The following is a 22827-nucleotide window of genomic DNA, read 5'->3' on the forward strand; positions in this document are numbered from 1 at the left end:
AACGCGCGGTCTTCTCCGCAGGTGGCGCGCGATCGCGATGGGCGCATCGGGCCTCCTCGTCGGAGGGATGCTCGTCGCCGGAGGAGTTCTGACGGCACCGCCCGCCGTGGCAGCGGTGAACGATCCCATCTCCTGCGGCCAGGTGTATGCCCTGGATCAGAGCCCCGATGCCAACGGCCTGCACAACATCTACAGCATGAACACCGCGACCGGGGTCCTGACGCGCAACAACACCCTGACGTACGCCGGCACGCACAACGCTCTGGCGGTCGACGGCGAGGCCGGACTGTTCTGGCTGGCCACCCAGCAGCCAGGTCAGTCGACCGCGTTCGTGACCAGTGTCACCGCGACGACCGGAGCGGTGGCGAACTACCCCGTCACCCTCACCGGTCTTCCCGCGACCAGCGGCGGCATCGTCATGGGCGCCTTCAATGCCGCCACCGACGTCTACTACTACGGAGCCGTCGCCGATTCGACGCTCTACATCTACGGTTTCAACCGCGCCACCGACACCGCGATCTCCGGGATCGTCGCCAGAGTGCCTCTGGGCGCGGGGAACAACGGCGACTTCGCCTTCGACAACGCCGGGCGTCTGTACATCGTCAGCGCGGGCCTGCTGCTCTCGGTGAACGAGACGATCCCCACGACCGGAACGGCCACCGGCGCACTGCTCACGACGACGAGCATCGCCTCGCCTCCTGCCGGGTCGCTCGGTTCGATGGCGTTCGGCGGCGACGGGCTGCTGTACCTCGCAGGCATCCCCGACGGCGGCACCGATCGTGTCCGCTACGCGGTCAACCCCAGCACCGGAGCGACGATCAACACGGTGACGATGACGCCGACGACGAACACCGTCGCCGACTTCGGCTCCTGCGCGTCTCCGAACGTGGTGCGGGTGGTGAAGGACCTCCCGGGTGGCCGTGTGGTCGCCGGCGACCAGTTCACCGTCTCGGTCACCGGAGGAGCCATCTCCCAGGGCAACACCGGCACGACGCAGGGCTCGGACTCGGGCGTCCAGGGCACTCCCGCCGAGGTGGCGGGTCCGGTGATCGGTACGCCCGGTCAGACCTACACGATCACCGAGGCGGGCTCCAACGGCACGATCCTCGGCAATTACACCAGCACGTGGACGTGTGTGGACTCCGTCAGCGGACGACAGCTCGCACAGGGGAGCGGGCCGTCGGGAACATTCGTCATGCCGAACAACGGTTTCGCAGGCTCTGATGTGCTCTGCACGTTCTCCAATGCGGCGACGCCACCTGATCTGGCGATCACGAAGAGTTCCGACGCGTCGGCGGATGCGCGGCCCGGCGACGTCGTCACCTACACGGTGACGGCGACGAACACCGGCACGGGCGCGTACACCGACGCGAACCCCGCTGTGGTGTTCGACGACCTGTCGAAGGTCATCGACGACGGCGCCTACGGCAACGACGCGGCCGCCAGCCGTCCGGGCGCACTGACCTACACCAGCCCCCTGCTGTCGTGGCGCGGTGCGCTCGGCGTCGGCGAGTCGGTGTCCCTGACCTACAGCGTGACGCTGGGCTCCTCCGGCGACGGCACTGTGCGCAACGTCGCCTGGCAGCCGAACGATCCGAACACCCCCGTCACCCCGGCGTGCGATCCCGCAGACGCTGCCGGCAACGACCCGGTCACCGGTGAGGCGTGTGCCGCGGTGACGGTGCTGCTTCCGCGCCTGACCATCGAGAAGTCGGCGGACCGCACCGAGCTGCCCGCGGTCGGCGAGACCGTGCAGTACACGATCACGGTCCGGAACCCGGGCCCGGGTGCGTACACGGCCTCCGCCCCGGCGAGCGTCACCGACGACCTCTCCAACGTGCTCGATGCCGCGGACTACAACGGCGACGCCACAGCCTCGACGGGTGCGGTCACCGTGACGGACAGCACGCTGTCGTGGTCGGGAGCGCTGGCTGCGGGCGCCGAAGCCACCATCACATATTCCGTGACCTATACCGGCGCGGGAGACATGAACCTCCGCAACCTGGCATGCGTCCCCGACGAGGATGTCGCTCCCGGAGCACCCGCGTGCGACTTCGTGCAGATCCCCGGATCGGGCCTCACCCAGTGGAAGCAGGTGCGGGCGTCGGCGACGCCGACCGTCGCCGGCACAGTCCTCACCTACACCCTCTTCTTCAAGAACGACGGAGCGGCTGCAGCGACGGTCGACGCCACCGATCACCTGATCCACGTGCTCGACGACGCGGACATCGCGAGCGAGCCGACCTCGGCGAACCTGACGGCTGTGCGCACCGGCGACGAGATCGCCATCACCGGGAGCGTGGCGCCCGGCGCGACGTACACCGTCACCTATCAGGTCGTCGTTCGCGCCGATGGGCAGCGCGGTGACAGCGTGGCGACCAACTTCCTGCTGACGACCGGGGAGGACCCGCCCACCGACCCGGAGTGCGACCCGGACGACACCCAGCTCCCGAACTGCACCAGCACGCCGATCACCGGCATCAGCTACACGAAGAGCGTCGTCGCGTCGGCGAGTCCTGTGCAGTCGGGGACGGAGCTCACGTACACCATCACGATCACCAACACCGGTGCGACGACGGCAGCGGTGAACCGAGACGACGATCTCAGCGGCGTGCTCGATGATGCGACCCTCGTGGGGAGCCCCGAGTCCGACACCGACTCGGTGACGCTCGACGGGCCGACCGAGGGCATCCTCGAGCTGCGCGGCACGCTGCCGGCAGGCGAGACCGCCGAAGTCACCTATACGGTCGAGGTCAAGCCGTCGGGTGAGCGTGGCGACAACCGCTCGGACAACTTCCTGGTCCCCCCGGGAACGACCCCGCCGGCGGAGTGCGACCCCGCGACCGAGCAGTGCACGACGACACCGATCGGCGGGTACACCGTGTCGAAGGCGGCGAGCGTCGCGACGGTCCTGCCCGGCGGCGTGGTGACGTATTCCGTCACGGTCACCAACACCGGCTCGGTGGCGTACACGGACGATGCCCCTGCGACCTTCTCCGATGATCTCTCCGCGGTTCTCGACGATGCCTCGTACAACGGCGACGTCTCCGCCGGAGGGACGGTCGCCGGCGAGACGCTGTCCTGGTCCGGTGCGCTCGACGTCGGCGCCACGGTCACGGTGACCTATTCGGTCACGGTGAACGACCCGGCGACGGGCGACGACGCTCTGAAGAACCGGGTGACGCCGACCGGCCCCGGAGGCGAGTGCGATCCGGACGCGACATGCGTCACGGAGACGCCGGTGTCCTCGTTCGCGGTCGCGAAGGCCGCATCGGCCGACACGGCGATGCCCGGTGCCGTCGTCACGTACACGATCACCGTCACCAACACCGGAGCGGTGGCCTACACCGACGCGGCGCCGGCATCCTTCACCGACGACCTCTCGGCGGTGCTCGATGACGCGACGTACAACGACGACGCCTCTGCAGGTGCGGCACTCACCGAGACGACCCTGTCGTGGTCGGGCCCCCTCGGTGTCGGAGAGACGGTCGAGGTGACCTACTCGGTCACCGTGAACGACCCGATCACGGGCGACCAGAACCTCACCAACACCGTCGTCCCCAATGCACCCGGCGGATCCTGCGGCGAGGGCGATTGCGGAACCACCACGCCGGTCGCCTCGTTCACCGTCGACAAGACCTCCAGCGCCGCGACGGCGATGCCCGGTGACACCGTCACCTACACCGTCACCGTGACCAACACCAGTGCCGTGCCCTACACGGATGCCGATCCGGCGTCCTTCCGTGACGATCTCTCGGCGGTGCTCGACGATGCCTCGTACAACGACGATGCGACGAACGGCGCCACGCTGTCGGGCACGACCCTCACGTGGTCCGGCCCGCTCGCTGCGGGGGCGAGCATCGACATCACCTACTCGGTGACGGTCGACAAGCCGGTGACGGGCGACTTCGTGCTCCGCAACGTCGTCACCCCGACCGGACCCGGAGGGTCGTGCGCGACCGCCTGCGAGACGACGACGCCGATCGGCTCCCTCCGTGTGGAGAAGTCGACGGATGCCACCGCCGTCCTGCCCGGAGACGTCGTCGAGTACTCCATCACCGTCACCAACACCGGACAGGTGGACTACACCGACACGCAGCCGGCATCGTTCACCGACGACCTGTCGCAGGTGCTCGACGACGCCGCTTACGACGGCAACGCGGTGAGCACCAGCGGGGCCGGGGTCTCGTACGACGAGCCGACCCTCACCTGGGCTGGTCCGCTCGCGGTCGGAGACACGGTCACCGTGACCTACTCGGTCACCGTGAACGACCCGGCGACAGGCGACCAGACGCTCGAGAACGCCGTCGTCACCCCGCCCGGCATCGGTGGGAACTGCGAACCGGGCTCGACGGATCCCGCGTGCATCGCGAACGTCCCCTCCGGATCGTTCACGGTCTCGAAGTCCGCTCAGCCCGGATCGGCACTGCCGGGCGACGTGGTGACCTACACCGTCACCGTCACGAACACCGGCGAGATCCCGTACACGACGGAGGAGCCGGCGTCGTTCACCGACGACCTCTCCCGCGTGCTCGACGACGCCGCCTACAACGACGACGTCTCGCCGGGCGGCGCGGTCAGCGGAACGACGCTCACGTGGTCGGGACCGCTCGCGGTCGGCGAGGTGCGAGAAGTGACCTACTCCGTCACGGTCGATGACCCGGTGACCGGGGACTTCACCCTCCGCAACGTGGTCGCCCCCTCCTCCCCCGGAGGTGAGTGCGTCGACGGACAGTGCATCACCGACACTCCCATCGCCTCCTACACGGTCGTCAAGCAGGCGGACGTGGACGACGTGACGCTCGGCGGGACGGTCGACTACTCGATCACGGTGACCAACACCGGCCAGGTCGCCTACACCGACGACACGGCCGCGTCCTTCACCGACGACCTGAGCGAGGTGCTCGACGATGCGACCTACAACGGAGACGCCACCGGCGGCGCGACCGTCGATGGCGACACCCTGAGCTGGAGCGGTCCCCTGGCGATCGGCGAATCGGTGACGATCACGTACTCGGTCACCGTGAACGCACCCGCGACCGGTGACGGCAACCTCCGGAACGTGGTCGTCCCCGACGGTCCCGGCGGCGGATGCGCGACCAGCGACGGATGCATCACCGACACTCCGGTGGCGGCGTACCACGTGCGCAAGACGGCATCGACAGCCGTCGCCGTCGTCGGAGACACCGTCACGTTCACGATCGCCGTGACCAACACCGGACAGGTGGCGTACACGACGGAGCGTCCGGCGACGTTCACGGACGATCTCAGCTCGACGCTGGAGATCGCGACGTTCAACGACGACGCAACCGGTTCGGCTGTCTACACGCGGCCGGTTCTCTCCTGGGCAGGCGCGCTGGCACCGGGCGAGACGGCGACGGTCACCTACTCGGTCACAATCCGGCAGGTGGGCGAGATCCTCAACGTGGTCGTCACTCCCGACGGATCCGGTGCCAACTGCATCCCCGGCTCGAGCGACCCCGACTGCCGGACGCAGACGACCATCGTGCCTCCGGGCCTGGCCACCACCGGCATGGCGCTCTGGATGACCGCGCCCGTCGCGGGACTGGTGCTGCTCCTCATCGGATACGGCCTGATCCGACGGCGCAACGGCCGGCGCGATGGCGCCGAGGCGATGGAACCGGCCTGACAGCGAGCGGGTCCGATGGCAGCCGCATGTCATCGGGCCCGTTTTTCGGGGGAGATAGGCCTGTCCGGCACGGATAGGCTGCGAAGTGGGATAAGGAACGGGGCGAGAACGTGGCGCTGAGATCCGAATCGTTGCGCATCACGATGGATGCGCTGATCACCGCTGAGGCGTGGGAGGACCTCGTCTCCTTCATCCAGGGCAACTGGACGGAGCTCCTCGCACAGGATCCGATGTCGGCCAGGGAGGCGCTCGAGGCCCTGCCCGATGAGGTTCTGGTCGCTCACCCCCGCGCCTCTCTGGCGAAGGGCTACCTCGACCGCATCGCCCCGGGAGATCACGCGCACACGATGCGGTTCCGCAAGGCGACTCCCGCGGGTCCACCGCGCGGCGTCTTCGATGAGCTCGTGCAGTTGAGCATCCGGGCGACGGCGCGACGCGCCAGTGGCGAGTACGACGCCGCCGAGAAGATGGCCCGCGAGGCGCGAGAGCTCCTCGACGCGGCGGAGTCCTCGGACCGCGAGCAGATGCAGCAGGCGCTGCCCGAGATGACCTACGCCTGGGGCTACGTCCGTGAGCTCGCCGGGGATCTGGACGGTGCCAGACGGGAGTTCGTCGACAGTTACGACATCGCTCTGATGATCGATGATCAGATGGGCCGCGCACGAGCGGCGGGAGCGCTGGCCTGGGTCGACGCACTCGCCGGCAGGAACACCGAGGCACGCGCGTGGCTCGCCCGCCTGCCCGAGATCGGCGATGCGTGGTGGGCCGGGCGCAGCATCGTGCCGGCGCAGCTCGCGGAGGTCATGCTCCTGATCGGCACGTTCGAGTTCGACGAGGCACGTCGAGTCCTCGCTCAGATCGATCTGCGTCCCGCCCGTGAACGCTGGCCGGCTCACAAGCTCCTCAGCGCGCTGCTGGTCGGGTCGCACGTGGATGCGGTCACCATCCTCGCCGAGATCGATGCCGCCTCCGCCGACATGCCCGACGAGCGCGCCGAGCGAGGAGAAGGCGCGGCCTTCCTCGCCATCGCCCGACACAGACTGCTGGCGAAGCTTGGTTCGCAGTCCGCGGCACGTCTCGAGCTGAACGGCGCCGTCGTTCCGCCGGCGTCTCTCGGCGCGAAGATGATCGAGCTGTGGAAGATCGCCGACGACGCCAGATCCGGTCGCGTCGAGCGCGTCGAGCGCTCCGCCACCGCTCTGACGCTGTCGCCGGCCGCGTCGCCCTGGGTCATGGTCGCGGCGCTCGCCCTCAAAGCCGGCGCGGAGTCCTCTCTCGGCGTGCCGACGGCGTCGAGGACGTGGGAGTCAGCGGTGGCGCTCGCCAACCGGGAACACCTCTACAGCGCGCTGGCGGTGGGAGACGGTCGCGAGATCCCGACGCTGATGCAGAGCAGTTCCGAGTCCCTCCCTCCGGAGATCGCCGCACACATCCTCCGCACCGCCGGATCCCGGGTGCACGACCCGTTCCTCTCGCTCACCCCGCGTGAGCACGTCGTGCTGGCCGCACGACTGCGCGGACTGACGGTCGGAGAGACCGCGGAGGCCGTCTTCGTGTCGGTGAACACCGTGAAGACGCAGCTCAGGACCGTGTACCGCAAGGTCGGCGTCACCACCTTCTCGCAGTTGAAGCGCGCCGCCAGCATGCACGGCTACATCCCCCTTCCGCAGGACGACGGGGGCTGAATCGTCCTGGCGCGCGCGGGGCGGCGATCGCGCCGCCCCATGACCCCGACTCCGACTCCGGAGAAGCGCACCAGGAACGCGGAAGACCGGCCGATCCCTTCGGGGAACCCACCGGTCTTTCGGCGTCTCACCCGTCAGACTGCGAGCAGCTCCCGTTCGAGGCGTGCGTACGACGTCTCCATGCCCTCGGCCATGCCGGTGGCGAGGATCATGTCGCGCGTCTCCTTGTCGGGGTACTCGATGTAGAGGGTGATGAGAGTCGCCCCGTCCTCCTCGTAGAGGTTCAGGTCGTTCAGCGTCTCGACCGGCATCCCGACCATCCGCTCCGTCTGCACCGACCGCCGCGGGGCGTCGATCAACAGCGCCTCCCCCTCGAATCCGAACGGCTCCCCCTCGGTGTCGCCGACCGGCGCCCAGGAGGTGCGATAGCTCTGCCCCACCTCGGTGGCGACGGTGACCTCGGTCATCTCCCACCCATCGGGCCCGAGCAGCCACTGCTTCATGAGGTCGGGCTCGTTGTGAGCGCGCCAGACCAGCTCGCGCGGCCCTTCGACGAGGCGGGTGATGCGCACGTGCACGTCGTCGAGGAGCGTGACCTGCGTGCCCTTGCCCTGCGCGTAGTCGCGGAGGTCCTGCAGCACGGCGTCCATCTGGCTCATTGCCATGGTGGTCCCCTCGATCGCGCCCATCGCGATGAGCTGCTCGAGCGCCTCGGCCGACGCGAAGTGGCTGGTGTTGACCATGCGCGTCCCTTCGGCGGTCTGCTCGAAGGTGAACGTCATGCGCATGGAGGGCAGGTCGGGGTTCGGATGCCCGTCGTCGTCGGCGAACGCGTCGATGACCGCGAAACCGTGCGGTCGGTCGATCTCGAGGAACTCCCAGGTGCCTGCCGCCTTCTCGCCGCGAGGCCCATGCATCGTGTAATCGGCGCGGCCGCCCACCGTCTGATCCCACGAGGTGAAAGTCGCGGGCCACCCGGGAGGACCCCAGAAGCGCTCGAGCTGACGGGGGTCGCTGTACACGTCCCACACCCGCTCGACGGGCGCCGCGAGGTCGGCGATGACCGTCATGGTGAGGTTCTCGGTATCGGTGATGACGTCGGTGACAGGCATATCAGTCTCCTTCTCCAGTGGTCGTGCGGGTGCTGTCTTCGGTGGTCGGTCGATCTGCCGGCGCCTCGGCCAGCAGGTCGTCGAGCCGGGCGATGCGCGACCGCCACAGCTCTTCGTATCGGGCGAGGAGCGCCCTGGCGCGGGCGATCATCTCGGGGTTCGCGCGAACGAGCCGCTCGCGCCCCTCGGCGCGCTTGACGATGAGATCGGCGGCCTCGAGCACGGACACGTGCTTCTGCACCGCCGCGAACGACATGTCGTATTCGGAGGCGAGGGTCGAGACGGACTGCTCCCGCTCGATCGTCCGGCGCAGGATGTCGCGTCGGGTCGACGTCGCCAGTGCGTGGAACACACGGTCGACCTCCGCTTCGCTCAGTTCTCTTTGTGCAACCATTTGGTTGTACGTTATGCCTGCGCGGGGTGGATGTCAAGAGTGTCGATGTGAATCGCGTCTTTAGATCGGACTAGACGCTTTACATCGGACTACCCGCCGCTGGATCAGACTGAGTCCGGACTAAAGCAGGTCTTGGGAGATTGTCCGCGGTGTGAGGCGTGATCGTGCGGGCGAGCCACAACGTGTGACGGACCTGATGCTCCACCCCTCGGGATGGCGATGAAGCCGGCTCAGGTCACGCAGACGAATCTGATGTTCAGACTGGCTCGCGAGCGACGACGGTCCGACGGGGGAACCTGTAGACCTCAAAATGGGGCGCTTGTTGCTGGCTGACCCTGCGCAAAACGGACACACCATCCGTTTCGGTGCCCTACGGTTTCGCCGGGGGGGGGTACGGCGGGGAAGCACCGCGTGTCGCGCTTTCCGCCAGCACTTCGGATGCCCGCCGCAAACGATCGTTTTCGGCGCGAATCGTGCTCGAAACGGTCGCCAGATCTCACCGTGTTCTGCAGGACCCGCGTGACTCATGAGCCGAGGTGGGCGGTGTCGTTCAGGTGAGCGACAGTGCGGTTGTGGAAGTAGTCGTCTTCAACCAGTCGGGTGATGCTGCCGGAGTCCACCTTGAAACTCGCGTGGGTGAGAGCATCGAGCGGCATGCCGATCCAGCGAGCAATGACCAGGGTCGCGGATCCTCCATGGGTGACGATGATCTTCTGTCGAGGGGAGTCGGACAGGATCATCTCCATGCCTGCGTAAACGCGACGCGCCCATTGAAGTTTCGTTTCGGCACCTTCGAGTCCTTCGTCATGGTCCATTCGTTCGCCGTCCAGCGGTGGCGGCACGAATCTCTCACGGAACCAGGCATCGCGCTTGCCCTCGCCGGCGCCGTAGGACTTCTCGCGTAGCTCGGCCAGCCATATCGGCTGAAGATCCAGTTGCTCCCCGATTGCAGCCGCGGTTTGGGCGGTCCGGCGAAGGTCGGAGCTATAGAGGGCTGCGTCCGGCTGCACGCTCGCTGCGAGGGCCGATGCAATTCGTTGAGCCTGTTCGACTCCGCGCTCCGTCAGTTCCGAGTCGAACCATCCTCCGACGCGATGTTCCACGTGATGGGTTGCTTCGGGATGAGTCACGACAAAGAGCTCTTTCACATCCGCGATCTAAACACGCCACTGCGCATCAGTTTGCCCCCCACTCGGTGTTCGCATGGCCTGCCGAAAGCGATCATTTTCGGTGGACTGGTCGACTTCGACGGTCAGGTGCGCGACACGCCGACGATCGATCTGCCGATACCCCCTGCCGAAACCAAAACGCGCCGAAACTTCGGCAGCCCTCTTTTCGGCGCGGTCGTGGGTGCCGCCACCACAGACGCTTTCACACGTCATGTCTCGGCTGTGAAGGGATCAGTCGGCGAGGGCTCGAGACCGTCGGTAGAACGTCGCTCGAGACATGCCTAGGTCTCGAGCAACCTGGGCGGCGGGTTCGCCAGCTTCAACCAGGCGGACAGCGCTGCGGATCTGGCTGTCAGTGATCCGCTGCGGCAGGCCGCCGAGATCGTGGCCAGCGGCTCGTCGCTTGGCGATGGAGTCGGTGACGCGTTCACGTTTGATCTCGTGCTCCATCTGAGCGAGCGCGGCCATGATGGTGAAGAGCATCGAGCCCATTGGGGTGGATGTGTCGACGTCGCCGCCGCCCAGGTTGAGGACTCGAAGGCCGGCGCCGCGGGCACGGAGCTCGTCCGCGAACGCGAGCATGTTCTGCGTGGAGCGGCCGAGCCGGTCGAGGGTCGTGATGATCAACGTGTCACCGGGCTCGAGCGCGGCGAGAGCGAGGTCGAACTGTGGCCGTGAGGCGCGGGCACCTGAAACTCCGCGATCAACGTAGAGGTCATCCCGTCGGATGCCGACAGCGAGCAGGTCCACTTCCTGCCGGTCAGTGGACTGCTGTTTCGTCGACACCCGCGCATACCCAATGAGCTTCGTCGTCCCCTGCCCACTTCCTGTCTCATAACTAACATCGCGTAGCACGCGACGAGTCGCTGGTTGCGACACGTAGTTATGAGAATCTGACGGCGCGGGATTACGGTGCGTTCGCTCCATGCGCCTCGGGTCGGGCGAGACGCCTCGTAAGGCTAGGGTTATTAGACACGTTCGGCGCGGGCGGGCTCGTCCGTATGTCGCCTCCCCATCGGGCTTATGTCGAACCACCTAAACGGGCAGCTCTGCCCCGCGCGGGAGCGCCAGGCCCCCCATGGCCGCCAGGAGCGCTGAGGGACCGGCTTGCGCGCGCGGCCGACCGTCGACAGAGCACCAAGTCGCGGGTTCGACTCCTGTCGGGCGTGTCAGAAGAGCCGGGCTGCGACATTCGGTTCTCTTGGCTCTCGATGGGACGTCGGCCGGCATGGGTTCGACTCGTTGAGAGCCTGTTGGGTCGAACCGTCAAGTCGCCAACCCCCTACTTTCGCGCTGATCCCGGCGGCCAGACGATCGTCACGACCCGTCCGAGCTCTTCAGCGTGTCGCACTACGTCAGCCGTTCCTCCGAGTCCTACGGCCGGTTGGCCGTTCCAGACTGCGATCACTCGATCCGAATGTTCGACGACGTATTTTCCGGCAGCCCAGTAAGCCTGTTCGTTGGACTCTTGGTGGTCGAGGCAAGTGACCGCAGCCGCCATGGAAAGGAGTCGTCGATAGTTCGCGAGCCCCACATCGTCGAATGTCGACTCGTAGTCGAGCGCGGGAACGACAACATGCAGCTCCCCCCCGTGTTCGAGCACGAGGTCCGCAAAGATCTGGTCCGCGCCCTCCGCGAGCGATGACAGCCCGATCAAACCCGACGCGGCGGAAATTACCGCGTCGAGTTCTTCACGGACGCGAACCTCCGTGTCTGGCGTGAGCCCTTGGTGCCCGGTGAAGCCGATGCGTTCCGCGCCCGCCATCAGATCCGTCGCTCCGCAGCTAGCTTTCGGTAGCGCTGGCCCAGCAGGGTGAGCCTGCAGCCCGTGCTGTTCATGGCGGCGAAGTAGAGGAAGTCTTCATCCACTGCTTCGATCAGCTTGGCGTCACGACACTTCTGGAGCTTCTTGAAGATTGCCACCTTGGCCGGGTCGTGGCCCAGCTCGGTGTCTTCGTACTCAGGGTCAAGGGGGAACACGTGGTCGGGCGCCGGGAACCATTTCGGCAGCTGCCTCAGTGTTTCTACGGAAACCGCAGGTAGTGCCTTGCGGAGTGACTCGACTTGCCCGAGATGAGCTTTGAAGAGAGGCCTCTGGTCCCATGCGCCGAGCGCTTCCTCGACGTACGTGTAAATGGCCGGCGCCGACACGTTCCCCAGAACGTCAGCCGCGCCGCCGTCAAGTGCTGCACACACCAGCTCAGTGAACATGCCGTTGCCATTGATTTCGGCGGCAGTCTGCCCGGCTCGCGCCGCAGTAAGAATCGAGACGCCCTCGCTCACCGCCGCAGCATTGTTATTCGCCGACGGCGAAGCCCCGAGCGCGCCACTCATGCACGAGTCGAGAATGATCACGCTCTCCTTGGCGGGAGAAGCGTTGGCTCGACTCAGGATCTCCGACAGATTGACGCCTTCGTCCCCGGACGCGAAGTCCGGTGTCATGATGTAGCCGCCGAGATCATTTTCTGTCCCATGGCCGGCGAAATAGAAGAGCGCGACGTCGGCGTCACGCGGCACGAACAATCGCTGGATATCCTCGCGAAGGCTCCCACGAGTGATCGAGTCGACATCAGAGGTCCGAAGGACTACCTCGAAGTTCGGCGAACCATCGTGATGCGCCTCAAGAAGCGCGGCAATCGCTTTCGCGTCGTTGACACAACCGAAGAGCGGCGAACCGGGGTAGTCGTCGATTCCGATGACTAGGGCACGACGCCTGTTAGGCATTCTTGCCTTCGCCCATCATCTGGTCGATTGCGGCGGCGACGCCAGCCCACGTCCACGAGATCACACGGTTACGTGCCAGGCCGGAAGGAAGTGTGCTGCTCGTCGTCGCGTTGTCGACGTACACGCCAAACACTGGCACGTTCTTGTTCTTCGCCATGGCGATCTCCGCCGCCACTCCGTAGGCGCTGCCCATCGATCGGCCAACGAGCACGATCACCATGTTGCAGGCAGAGATCTTGGCCGCGATCTTCTCCTCCCATTCGTCCTCCTCCAACGCCGACTTCGACGACCAATCCTGGATGATGAAAGGCGTGGGCGAATTCTCTTTGCCCTGCCCGGCAAAGAGTCGCCGCGACTCTTCGTTGTTATCGAAATCAAAACTGATAAATGCACGCGGTTCTGCCATGGCAACTCCTTTGTTAGATTTCCCCACCCGGGGACCGGCGATAGCCGATTCATGACTTCACCCTGATCGTAGCGGCAGCCCACGACACGGCCGTTCCGGTGCGGCTTACGTGCCTACCGGTTCGGCAATCTAGTGCTTCGGTGACCCGGAGGACCGAAGGTGCGATGGACCGTCCGAACACTGACGGACAGTTCGCGGGCGAGGGCGACGACATCGAATGCGGGTCTCTGAAGTGTGATTCGATAACGGTTTGCGCGGCCATGAACAGCCCATCGTGATGGCGGGAGTCGTGGCCGATCTCGTCGCTTCCGGCTTCGTCGAGGGAGGCGGCGATGAGGTGTTCGAGGGCAATGCCTAGGTGTCGCTGCGCCCGGGGGGTGGAGAGCGGCGACGAGAGCGCTGCCGTCGTGAACGAAACTGAGCTCTGAACACCAAGAGCTCTCGACTCTGGGTCGGTGGACTCAGAAAAGTTCCTAGATCAGACCAGTCTCGGTGTCGTCTTCGGCGACGGGGATCTCGCGTCGTTCGTACTTGCTCCGAACTTCGACGTGGTGGGTGACTGAGGTTGCGGCGAGAATCTGCTCAATCATTTTCGTCATGAACTGCTCGGGGCGGACATCTTCGGGTACGCGGTCGAGTTCGACCTTCACCGTTGGGTCTTCGTCTGACCAGCTGACGAGAGCAAGACCGGTGGCGGTGTAGCCGTTGCCGCCGCCAATGTCGCGGAGCTTGCGCATCATATCGACGGTCTTCTCGAACGCATCAGGCTCTTGGGTGAGGATGGTGTCGCGTTGGACGAAGAAGAATCCTACGGCGGCGAGGGGATAGCGGCTGCGGAGGTTGCCGGCGTCGCCGTACGCCTCCTCGAACCGGTTGCTAAGGTTCTTCCCGAACGAAGACACCATGGTCTTGGTACTGAGGAGAAGCTCGGGGCCGCGGTCCCATCGGGCGATCGCGACATCGACTTGCTTGTCGTAGGCGCGGCCAAGAATCTTCGCGTCCGTCGGGGCGACGACCGGCATCGCCATGAGCTTTGCTCGCACCTCGTCGGAGAGCGCGCGGGGGAGCTTCTCCAGAAGTACGGCGATGTCGCGGGGCATGATGCGTGGTCGGTTTGCGCGGGGCCAAACTTCGTCGGGCCCAAAGCCGGCGCGGCGAAGTTCGTGGGCAAGCCACGAGTCAACGCCGTTGGCGAGAGCACCGCTGGCCCATCCCTTGTTCGCCGCGACCGGAATAGTGAGGAGACTTTGGGCGAGTGAGTAGTCCGGTGCGTACGCCGGCTGCTGTCCAGGACCGTGCGTCCACGGGTCGCTGAGCAGCGCGGCAGCAAGCGTGGCGTCGAATGGGGTGAACGAGTCCGGCTTAGCTGCCATCGGCCTGCCCCCGCCCGCCGCTGCGTCCTCGGATCGTGCGTCGGGACGTCAGAGCCTGGTGATCTGCGCGCAGGACATTCAGCTCGAGCGTCGACAGCACCCCTGGGAACAGGATGTCGTCGACGAGTGCAACGGCGCTGAGGAGATCCTTTCTCTGCAGGAGTCTCTGTACTCGCGGCTTCACCGCTGCAAGCGCATCACGGTGCTTGGTGAGCATGGCGGGGGAGGGCATCCACCACCGGTCTGCTTCACGCGGTTCGATCTTCAGGATTCCGCCACCGTAGGAGCGTCCGACGAGTTCTGCAGAGAGCAGCGTCATCGAGTTCAGTGACGCCACGGGGAGTACCTCGCGGCCGATATCTCGCAGCTCGTCGCGCAGGTAGACGCCGTGGATGCTGTTTAGATGGCGCGCTCCAGCAGCGTTCGTGGTCAGCCGTGCCGTGTCGGCATTCATGCAGGTGAGGAAGAGGTCCGGGGCATCGAGGATGGGGACGCGCCACCAGGACTTTCTGACGCGGCACTTGTAGGCCTGGTCGACACCGGTGGCGTGTCCGAACTCGATGTAACGGAGCGTGGCCTCTGCTGGGGTGTTACTTGGCCAGAGCAGCCAGGTGGGCAGGTCTCGTTGACCAAGGCGAGTCAGGCCAGAGTCCGTAAGTGCGAGCCCGCGGAGGTGTGAGCTCCCCGGGGGGCTGATGCGGAGTAAGTCGCGCCGAGGGATGCCTAGTTCCTGGACACGCGCGGGTGAGAGCGCGAAGAACCGGTTCCCTCCGGTGACGGCTCCGAGGGTGGTGTCCCCGTACGTTTCCAGCGGCCCGAAGCTGTCATCTGCTGCGAGGCGTGACATGACGGCCGTGGTCGTCTCGGACAGTGCCATCGGTGTCCACCGGTCAGCGGTGTCGATTGGGGCCCAGGTAGTGCCGGATTCCAATTTCTCGAGCGTCGTGGCGTTGCGGGTTTGTCGCAGCGAGGCGTGACCGGCAGGGGCTTGCTTCCACCCATCGGCTTTGACGAGCACCGTGTCCGCCTCTGCATCAGGGAACACTTGCTCGTCAAAGACGACGAGCTCGACACTGGCGAAGTTCTCCAGCAGGAATCGTCTGATCGGGGCGGCGTAGTTCACGCTCAACAGCTCTGCTGGAAGGACCAAGCCGAGCCGGCCACCGGGCTTCAGGAACCCTGCGGCGTGCGCCACGAACGCCGCCCAACTCGACGCCAACCCCGTGAGCGCGACGCCTTGATGCAGCGCTGCGAACCGGGCACGGTCCCGCTGATCACCCGTCCACTCCTGGTAACGGATAAATGGTGGGTTACCGATGATCGCGTCGAAGGCCTGGGTGGCTTCGACGACGAAGAAATCGCTGACCGTGATCTGCGCGCGGCCGCCGATCGCCGCGACCACGGCCTGCGCGGCCTGTGCGCTCGGTCCATGGATCTCGACACCATGCACGACTGGCTCGGTCCCGCCGAGCGCGATCAAGCGCTCCACAGCGGCAGTCAGGAAAGCGGCCTCGCCGGTGCTGGGTTCAAGCACGGAGTCTGCGGAAGTTCGGATCGCCCACTGCGCGATGTGCTGCGTGATCCCGTCGGGGGTGAAGAACGCTCCGCGTGCTTTTCGCGCCGTCGACGTATCGAGCGGGGCGGGCGTATCGGAGTCACGGAGCACAACATCACACTATGCGACCAGCTCCCGACATTCCCATCGCCAGGCGGCTACCCGCCTACATCCTTTCGGACCTGCGCAGCTCGAGATCGTGCCGGACAAGATGTCACAGTGACGGTGACCATCTCATCGATCTAGTAGAGCGTTGGCACTAGAGCACCATCAGCTGACCCAGCCGCGAGGATGAACCCGTCGGTGCTAATGAGTCCTGTCCCACGGGCCAGTGTCGGAGGGCATGTATATCGTTTGGCCATCCGCGCCCTGAGGCGCACTACGAAAGGACCGCAGGATGGCGAACTACTTAGTCTCATACGATCTCGTCGGCCCCAAGCGGGATTACGACAAGATCACGAAACACATGCTCACCTATACTCCGCGGATGAAGCCGCTCGAGAGCGTGTGGATCGTGGGATCTAACAAGACCGCGGGCGAAGTGCGCGACGACGTCAAAAAGCATGTCGACCCCAACGACATGGTGCTCGTGATTGAGGTTCGAGACCTCAGCTGGGGTACCTCCAACATCGCCAAGGTTGTTACCGACGTGATGAAGAGCGTCCTGCAGCCGAAAAACTGAGAACCCTCGCCCCGCAGGCGCCCATACGGGTCCCGCGTACGCAGGTGTCTGCCTCGCGTCCTAACATAAGTACCCTGTCTGCTCAGCCCTCTAGGACGCTGACGGGCAGTCGTTCTTGCACGAGAACACCATTCACCCAAAAACCGGCATAGGCGCTGTCGTGCGGCTCCGAGCCGAGCCCGACCTCGAAGAACTGGACCGACACCGACCCGGCCCCGACGATCACGTCACCCGCGCGGCTCGGACCTCGCGCCGCGAGCACTAGTTCATGAACGTCAGCGACTACTTCTGGATCTTCCGTTCCAACGAAACGAACCGAGAACGTCCGCACAAAGCTGCCCCGGTTACCTGTGACGGCAACCGAGTAAACGAAGTCCTCCACGGGATGCGCTGAAACGGGCTCGCCCAGCCTCCAACTGATGTGCACTCCCGCAGCATCTCCGACAAGTTCCACCGACGTCACGCGCCGTGGCCGCACCACACCATCAATATGAGTCACGTCGTCAACATACGCTTTCCGGAGCGCCGCGGTGGCGAGGGGATCACGCGCGCCGAGAGCCACGAGTCCACCTTGGCTTGTGCCACTGACTCTACGTGCGGAATCCGTGACATGTCTTTCGGCGGGACGGCGAACTGACAGCCTCTCGCTGGATGGCTTCGGGCGTTCGCCCAATCACGGGGTGGGACTGACCGTCGGGACTGGCTGTAGCGTGCCGCCCTGCCCTGCCTCAAGGGTTAGCAGCGCGATTCCGACGCCAACAAGACACAATATGCCCACGCCTGCCCCGTAGAAGATGTTGAGCTTTTGAGTGGAGTTCATCTCCGTGAATGGTCCCCATCCCGCTCGACTCGCCTTGGTGATCTCGGTTGAGAGGCCAGCGTCGATCCCAAGCTGCTTCAAGGATTCTTCGATCGGGGTGGCGGCGGCCTGCGCGCCTTTGAGCAGCCGGTGGTACCACACGCCATCGGCGAACCAGAACAGCAACCAGATCGACAGCCCCAGCAACGGGACCAGTGCGCTGGGGTTGAAGCTGACCGAACCGAACGAAACACTTTCTGCGTTGAGGTACCCAAAGAAGGCAGCACCGAGCGTGAAGGTAAGCGCCGTAATTGCTAGGGACCTGATCCGCCAACCGATGTCGTTGAAGTGCTGCTGCACCCCCACGACCGTCTTCCAGAGATCTATCGTGCGTTCTGGCTCGGAGTCCTGGGTCATGTTCGCCTGCTCCCTGTTGGCCCGAAATCGAAAATACCCAGAAGCTCAGCGAAACTCTCTCGCAAGGTGTAGCGCGGCTCGGGTTGGACTCCAGGGCGCTCGTCCTGCTCCTTTTGCACCATCTCGTCCGTCCAGTGCGACACACGCTGGAGCAATTCGTATCGGGGGTCCCGGTGGTTTACACCGTACTCAGCCCAGACGTCGAGCGCTCCGACGCGCTGCGCCATCTCTACGTCCTTCATTAGCGTGTCGCCTACGTACACGGTCTCTTCGGGTGAGACTGCGTGGTCCGCCATAATCTGCTCGAGCACTGCAGGTGCCGGCTTGAGTATCCCAGCCGCTACATGTCGGTGCTGTGTGTGGGTAAGAGCGTAGGCGTCCCCCGAGACGTGCCGGATCGCGCTCGGCTCCAAACCGATCGGGGCATCATGGTCGGGCGAGGAGTAGTACTCGTCTAGCACTCCATCGAGCTTGTTAGTGATGATGCGCCAGCGAGTCCAGAATTCGAGTGATTCGGTGTAGGCAACGACCGTCGTTCCTCTCGCCTTAATATCCTCCAAGGTTTCCCGGACGCCGAGTCGGAGCCGGGTTCCATTCAGTCGGGCGGCGTTTTGAGCATGGATAGCAGGGTCGTAGAACTCGCGAATCGAGCATCCCGAGGGCACCGCAGACTCGAGGGTCTTCATCTCATCGATCAACCACGAATATTCTGACGTGCCCCTCCGCTGGTGGATCGTTCGGATCTCAGCGACCAGGTCCTCTTCGGGCTGCCCCGATTGCTTCACCAGTCCGTCAAGCAGAGCTGAAAAGGACGCGTGCCAGGGATCGAACCAGTGCCAGATCGTGTCATCGAGGTCTACCACGAGCAGTCGTGCAGGGATCAGTTCGAGCATGCCCCCAGAGTAGAGCGACGCAGCGACATCGATGCAGAGACTGACATAATTACTATTATAGGCTTAAAGTGGATCGCTAAAATTCGAATATCTGAACTACCATTATCCGCATGGGTCAGAACAAGCGCTACCCCGAATTGCTCGAAGGGGATATCGCGCGGGCGAGTGACAAGATCGATCGCCAGGCGCGGCCTGTGGGGCTCTCAGAGCCCGAGCTAAGTAGCTCAGGGATGCGCCAGGACGCCCGCGAACCGATCCCGGTGACCGCGTGGATTCCTCACCAGGTGCTGTGGACTGAGCCGCAGCTCGTCTAGGCCGAAGCGATTGCCTGGACGCGTGATGCCGTGCTTGTGCGCTGGGGGTCGCACTTCAGCGTGTACCCGCACCACACATGGGTATGGGCTAGCGCCGTCACGTACAGAGACGCTTAGCCGGCCGCTGCGAGCGTCAGCTGCCACAGCTCCACGATGTTGTCCAGCCGTAGCCCGGTCCACCTATCGCCGCCATCAACGACGACGTACGGCAGTTCCCGGATGCCTCGATCGCGCAGTTCGTCTCAGAGGCCGGCAGCGTCGACGTCGACGACCTGGTGCACGACGCCGGCCAGCTCCAATGCTCTCGCCGTGTTCGTGCACTTCCAGCAGCCCTCAGCTCCATAGACCGTCACCTGTGCGCTCATCGTTCGTCATCCTCTCCGCCTTGTCGGCTCCCAGCCGATAACTCGGCATCGGTTGGCACTTGCCGCCTCTGCGCGGCGTGGAGAGTGGGTCAATGGCCAGCCCTGGCTGGATTCCGCAGGAATCGCGTAACGCCCTTGATGCGATCGGAACGTCGTGTAACTCCCCCAGCTGGCACAGCACCGTATCGCGGCGTTAACACCAACTCGGCGTGTCACTCTGGCCGACGCGGTGTTAACACCAATACACCTGCACTACGAGGTGAAGGTGAACGGCGAGTACGTGAACCCGCAGACCTTCATGGAGGGCGTCGGCGTCCCCCTGCCTCGCTAGCACGATGCCCCGCGAGTTCCACGATGACGTCATGTCCGGCGACGTGCTGGGCGGTGTGCTCGTGGGCACGACCCGGCCCACGCAGGTACATGATCAGACCGGGCATGCTGCCGCCGCGGGTGATGTTCGGCATCATCGCGAGTTCACCAGCTCAGGCAGCAGCGCGTCGATCTTCGCGGACACATCACGGACGGCACGGAGTGGGTGCGCAACCGGGCGGCTGCGGGAGGCGTCCAGCCCTGCGTACGCTCGCGCTGACAGTGGGGAAGGGTGCACTGTGATGTGCGAGCCGGGGTAGGGCGGGTCTCCTGGGGGAGTCCTGCCCAGCCCCGACGGCGCTTCTGCTGCGCGACCGACCACAGCGGGCGAACACCACGCCCCGTTCCGAGGATGGCAGCGATCAGCGGCAATGGTCGCCGCGTAGCTATCGAGCAGTCCTCTAACCGCACTGGAGCTTGTAATCGCCGGAGCTCAGTTCGGCTTCTGCAGCGATGACATCTTTTGCCCCGGAGGCTTTGAAGTACGAGACGACGCGGAACGTGTGCTGCCCGGTCCCGTTGCACGCGTACAGGACGCTCTTCTGCTCCATGTTCCACGTGCCAAAACTTTCGACGGCGTTAGTCACGGGAACCCACAGCCATCCGTTGTGCATGAACACGACTGATCTGATGTACGTCTTCTTAACCGCGCCCCAGCAGCTTGTGATGGAGGGCTTGGCGCCCACACCGCCGGACGGTAGACCCTTCGCGGAAGATCGTTTCCACATGTTTCCTACCGCGAAGTGGCAGTTTCCTACCACCGTCGCTCGCGCTGTCGCACCCGGCGTCGATTCAGGAGTGCTGACATCCGTGCCCGATCCGAGCGCATCCATCTCCGCATCCGTCATCACCACAGCGTCAGCCGGGAGGGGTGTTCCATCCGGGTAGACGAGGTACTCATCAGGTACGTCCACCGAACTTGTCGCCGTGAGCGGCGGAAGGTCGAGCTCATCGCTTCCCGCTGAGGCCGCATAGGCCGGGCTACCGGCTGCCACGGTTCCGAGGAACAGCGACCCAGCGATAAGAAGACCGATCCCGCGATAGTGAAGGTGCCTCATCGTTAATTACCTCTTTCTGATCAATTGCAGTGCGCTTCACGATGGGCAATGCCAATGGAATCGAGCTACGCGCTCTCAGGTCCTACTGAGAGTAGAGATCCATGTTCAGGCCCGTTGCCCGATACGGAACCGTGACTGGTGTCAGCAAAACGGACAGGCCACTGTCCGCTGCGTACTTCTCCTGGAACTCGTACGCGTCATCTTCGACGTCAAACACTCCGAGGAAACCAGGAGCATCCTCCAAGTACACGATCCACACCATCATGAAGGGAACGTAGCAGTTCCGGCCCAGTGATGAGAACTGGGCTGCGCTGCGGAGGGATCCGCGTGCAGCAGACCCGTCACATCACCCTCGGGCTGCGCCGACGAAAGTGGGAAACACTGCCCCGGGAGAGGGTGGCCCGCACCGCCAGAGTCAACCTAAGTTGACATAGGTACTAATATCGGGAGTACTCCCGGCTGGATTCGCCATCAGCTCGAATCCCGGCCGAGAGCGTGTTGCAGTTCGCGGGGCGGCAGACGACGCGTTCACATCGATGTGAACGACAGCAACAGTAATCAGGAATGTGTCACGGCAAAGAGCAACTCGAGAGCGCCATACGGTCTCACACGAACGGCAACCATCTTCATCTCACGTCGTTTCCGACAGCTTCTGCGAGACCACGAATGCGAGTGCGGCGGCACAGAGCAGCGCCGCACTCACCAGGAGCGGCCCGGTCGCTCCGGCCGTGGTCGCGTAGGCCAGCCCGCCGAGGATCGGGCCTGCGGCAGCGCCGATGTTGAGGGACGCCGTCGCGAATGCCCCGGACATGGTGGGAGCGGTCACCGCGGCACGGATCGACGAGGCGATGAGCGTGCTGCCGACAGCGAAGGACAGCGCCCCCTGGAGCAGTGCGAACGCGAACACCGCGAACGGGATCGTGGACAGGGCCGCGAACGCTCCCCATCCGAGGAGCAGCGCTGCTCCGCCGATCGTCAGGATGGGGCCCGAGTGGCCATCGCCGAGCCGTCCGGCCACCCACACCCCCGCGAACGAGCCGACCCCGAAGACGGCCAGCACGGCCGGCACCGCCCCTTCCGGCAGGCCTGCGGACTCCGTCACGACAGGCGCGAGGTAGGTGAACGCGCAGAAGGTGGCGCCGTTGACCAGCGCACCGAGACCGAGCGGCATGAGCAACGCCGGATGGCGCAAGGCTGCGAGCTCCTTCGCGAGCGCCGCGGGTCGTCGCCCACCGACGGAGCGCGTCGGGGTCGCCAGCATCACGGCGACGAGGGCAGGCAGGGAGATGACGGCCACACCCCACAGGGCTGCGCGCCAGTCGAGCAGCGTCCCGATGACCGCGCCGCCGGGAACTCCCGCTATCAGCGCCAAGGTCGTGCCTCCGAGGATGACGGCGAGCGTTCGTGCGATGCGGTCGGCGGGGACGAGGGCCGAGACCGTGGAGAGAGTGACCGCCAGAAAGCCGGCGTTGGTGAGCGCGGACACGACGCGGGTGATCAGGAGGACGGTGAAATCGTCGGTCACCGCACCCAGCACGTGCATGGCGATGAACACGAGCAGGAAGCTCGACAGCGCGATCCGGGGCGACCATCGGCGGCTGACCGCGGCCATGAGCGGAGCCCCCACGATCATCCCGACAGCGAAGGCGGAGGTCAGCAGTCCCGACTGCGGGATGCTGATCGCGAGATCATCGGCGATCGCCGGGAGGAGACCGGCGAGCATGAATTCGGAGGTCCCCTGTGCGAAGACCGCGACGGCGAGCAGGACGATGAGAAGTGGCATGGTGAGTCCTTCGAAGTGAGGTGTCGGTCGGGGCGGACCGGCATCCAGTACTCACACATGCGAGAGGGAACGCGAAGCG

The 22827-nt window shown here is 65.1% G+C and carries 19 protein-coding genes; 4 read left to right on the plus strand and 15 right to left on the minus strand.

The genetic code is table 11. The features are described 5' to 3' along the window. Positions 1-37: 37 nt before the first annotated feature. Positions 38-5650, plus strand: a complete 5613-nt coding sequence (locus ABTZ43_RS03940; protein ID WP_350537881.1) for a DUF7927 domain-containing protein — start codon at positions 38-40, stop codon at positions 5648-5650. Between the two features lie 110 nt (positions 5651-5760). Next, on the plus strand, positions 5761-7335 hold the full coding sequence (locus tag ABTZ43_RS03945) for a LuxR C-terminal-related transcriptional regulator (RefSeq protein ID WP_350537882.1): 1575 nt from the start codon (positions 5761-5763) through the stop codon (positions 7333-7335). Positions 7336-7469: 134 nt separating this feature from the next. Here ABTZ43_RS03945 and ABTZ43_RS03950 read toward each other — a convergent pair whose 3' ends face one another. From ABTZ43_RS03950 to ABTZ43_RS03990, 9 genes are all read right to left on the minus strand, one after another. Continuing rightward, positions 7470-8447 (minus strand): SRPBCC family protein, encoded by a 978-nt coding sequence (locus ABTZ43_RS03950; RefSeq protein ID WP_350537883.1) that lies wholly within the window; start codon positions 8445-8447, stop codon positions 7470-7472. 1 nt (position 8448) lies between these two features. Further along, positions 8449-8841, minus strand: a complete 393-nt coding sequence (locus ABTZ43_RS03955; protein ID WP_149421735.1) for an ArsR/SmtB family transcription factor — start codon at positions 8839-8841, stop codon at positions 8449-8451. A gap of 524 nt (positions 8842-9365) precedes the next feature. Continuing rightward, positions 9366-9971, minus strand: coding sequence for a histidine phosphatase family protein (locus ABTZ43_RS03960; protein ID WP_350537884.1), 606 nt, complete (start codon positions 9969-9971; stop codon positions 9366-9368). A 270-nt stretch (positions 9972-10241) separates the two neighbouring features. Continuing rightward, a complete protein-coding gene (locus ABTZ43_RS03965; RefSeq protein WP_350537913.1) occupies positions 10242-10865 on the minus strand; it encodes a recombinase family protein in 624 nt (207 codons plus the stop codon). A 427-nt stretch (positions 10866-11292) separates the two neighbouring features. After that, positions 11293-11775 (minus strand): hypothetical protein, encoded by a 483-nt coding sequence (locus ABTZ43_RS03970; protein WP_350537885.1) that lies wholly within the window; start codon positions 11773-11775, stop codon positions 11293-11295. Further along, positions 11775-12734 (minus strand): caspase family protein, encoded by a 960-nt coding sequence (locus ABTZ43_RS03975; RefSeq protein ID WP_350537886.1) that lies wholly within the window; start codon positions 12732-12734, stop codon positions 11775-11777. The genes ABTZ43_RS03970 and ABTZ43_RS03975 overlap by 1 nt, the downstream gene beginning before the upstream one ends. Then, on the minus strand, positions 12727-13140 hold the full coding sequence (locus ABTZ43_RS03980) for a TIR domain-containing protein (protein WP_350537887.1): 414 nt from the start codon (positions 13138-13140) through the stop codon (positions 12727-12729). Before ABTZ43_RS03980 ends, ABTZ43_RS03975 begins: the two co-directional genes overlap by 8 nt. Positions 13141-13613: 473 nt before the next feature. After that, positions 13614-14513, minus strand: a complete 900-nt coding sequence (locus ABTZ43_RS03985; protein ID WP_350537888.1) for a hypothetical protein — start codon at positions 14511-14513, stop codon at positions 13614-13616. After that, on the minus strand, positions 14503-16179 hold the full coding sequence (locus ABTZ43_RS03990) for an N-6 DNA methylase (protein ID WP_350537889.1): 1677 nt from the start codon (positions 16177-16179) through the stop codon (positions 14503-14505). Before ABTZ43_RS03990 ends, ABTZ43_RS03985 begins: the two co-directional genes overlap by 11 nt. Before the next feature lie 286 nt (positions 16180-16465). Here ABTZ43_RS03990 and ABTZ43_RS03995 point away from each other — a divergent pair, with 286 nt between their 5' ends. Beyond that, complete coding sequence (locus tag ABTZ43_RS03995; protein WP_350537890.1) at positions 16466-16750, plus strand: hypothetical protein; 285 nt, start codon at positions 16466-16468, stop codon at positions 16748-16750. An 82-nt stretch (positions 16751-16832) separates the two neighbouring features. On the opposite strand, the gene ABTZ43_RS04000 is transcribed toward ABTZ43_RS03995, so the two are convergent. The 3 genes from ABTZ43_RS04000 to ABTZ43_RS04010 form a co-directional block, all read right to left on the minus strand. Beyond that, a complete protein-coding gene (locus tag ABTZ43_RS04000; RefSeq protein WP_350537891.1) occupies positions 16833-17312 on the minus strand; it encodes a hypothetical protein in 480 nt (159 codons plus the stop codon). 111 nt (positions 17313-17423) lie between these two features. Next, the gene (locus ABTZ43_RS04005) at positions 17424-17966 is read right to left on the minus strand and encodes a hypothetical protein (RefSeq protein ID WP_350537892.1); all 543 of its coding nucleotides are present in this window, start codon (positions 17964-17966) and stop codon (positions 17424-17426) included. Then, positions 17963-18859, minus strand: a complete 897-nt coding sequence (locus ABTZ43_RS04010) for an HAD family hydrolase (protein WP_350537893.1) — start codon at positions 18857-18859, stop codon at positions 17963-17965. Before ABTZ43_RS04010 ends, ABTZ43_RS04005 begins: the two co-directional genes overlap by 4 nt. A 110-nt stretch (positions 18860-18969) precedes the next feature. Here ABTZ43_RS04010 and ABTZ43_RS04015 point away from each other — a divergent pair, with 110 nt between their 5' ends. Next, the gene (locus tag ABTZ43_RS04015; RefSeq protein WP_350537894.1) at positions 18970-19173 is read left to right on the plus strand and encodes a hypothetical protein; all 204 of its coding nucleotides are present in this window, start codon (positions 18970-18972) and stop codon (positions 19171-19173) included. Positions 19174-19415: 242 nt separating this feature from the next. Here the strand turns inward: ABTZ43_RS04015 and ABTZ43_RS04020 are convergent, their stop codons facing one another. The 3 genes from ABTZ43_RS04020 to ABTZ43_RS04030 form a co-directional block, all read right to left on the minus strand. Further along, the gene (locus ABTZ43_RS04020) at positions 19416-19538 is read right to left on the minus strand and encodes a thioredoxin domain-containing protein (protein ID WP_350537895.1); all 123 of its coding nucleotides are present in this window, start codon (positions 19536-19538) and stop codon (positions 19416-19418) included. Positions 19539-20308: 770 nt separating this feature from the next. Then, positions 20309-20965 (minus strand): hypothetical protein, encoded by a 657-nt coding sequence (locus tag ABTZ43_RS04025; protein WP_350537896.1) that lies wholly within the window; start codon positions 20963-20965, stop codon positions 20309-20311. A gap of 631 nt (positions 20966-21596) precedes the next feature. Continuing rightward, positions 21597-22748: a Cmx/CmrA family chloramphenicol efflux MFS transporter gene (locus tag ABTZ43_RS04030; protein ID WP_350537897.1), complete on the minus strand. Its 1152-nt coding sequence runs from the start codon at positions 22746-22748 to the stop codon at positions 21597-21599. Positions 22749-22827: the final 79 nt, after the last annotated feature.

This window comes from Microbacterium sp. NPDC097977 (assembly GCF_040302605.1).
In the GTDB taxonomy this organism is placed as follows: Bacteria; Actinomycetota; Actinomycetes; order Actinomycetales; family Microbacteriaceae; genus Microbacterium.

Excerpts from the sequence above, each read along its gene's own strand:
- ABTZ43_RS03940 (WP_350537881.1), top strand. The coding sequence starts at position 38 with ATGGGCGCATCGGGCCTCCTCGTCGGAGGGATGCTCGTCGCCGGAGGA.
- ABTZ43_RS03950 (WP_350537883.1), bottom strand. The coding sequence starts at position 8,447 with ATGCCTGTCACCGACGTCATCACCGATACCGAGAACCTCACCATGACG.
- ABTZ43_RS03955 (WP_149421735.1), bottom strand. The coding sequence starts at position 8,841 with ATGGTTGCACAAAGAGAACTGAGCGAAGCGGAGGTCGACCGTGTGTTC.
- ABTZ43_RS03970 (WP_350537885.1), bottom strand. The coding sequence starts at position 11,775 with ATGGCGGGCGCGGAACGCATCGGCTTCACCGGGCACCAAGGGCTCACG.
- ABTZ43_RS03975 (WP_350537886.1), bottom strand. The coding sequence starts at position 12,734 with ATGCCTAACAGGCGTCGTGCCCTAGTCATCGGAATCGACGACTACCCC.
- ABTZ43_RS03980 (WP_350537887.1), bottom strand. The coding sequence starts at position 13,140 with ATGGCAGAACCGCGTGCATTTATCAGTTTTGATTTCGATAACAACGAA.
- ABTZ43_RS03985 (WP_350537888.1), bottom strand. The coding sequence starts at position 14,513 with ATGGCAGCTAAGCCGGACTCGTTCACCCCATTCGACGCCACGCTTGCT.
- ABTZ43_RS03995 (WP_350537890.1), top strand. The coding sequence starts at position 16,466 with ATGGCGAACTACTTAGTCTCATACGATCTCGTCGGCCCCAAGCGGGAT.
- ABTZ43_RS04005 (WP_350537892.1), bottom strand. The coding sequence starts at position 17,966 with ATGACCCAGGACTCCGAGCCAGAACGCACGATAGATCTCTGGAAGACG.
- ABTZ43_RS04010 (WP_350537893.1), bottom strand. The coding sequence starts at position 18,859 with ATGCTCGAACTGATCCCTGCACGACTGCTCGTGGTAGACCTCGATGAC.
- ABTZ43_RS04015 (WP_350537894.1), top strand. The coding sequence starts at position 18,970 with ATGGGTCAGAACAAGCGCTACCCCGAATTGCTCGAAGGGGATATCGCG.
- ABTZ43_RS04020 (WP_350537895.1), bottom strand. The coding sequence starts at position 19,538 with ATGAGCGCACAGGTGACGGTCTATGGAGCTGAGGGCTGCTGGAAGTGC.
- ABTZ43_RS04025 (WP_350537896.1), bottom strand. The coding sequence starts at position 20,965 with ATGAGGCACCTTCACTATCGCGGGATCGGTCTTCTTATCGCTGGGTCG.
- ABTZ43_RS04030 (WP_350537897.1), bottom strand. The coding sequence starts at position 22,748 with ATGCCACTTCTCATCGTCCTGCTCGCCGTCGCGGTCTTCGCACAGGGG.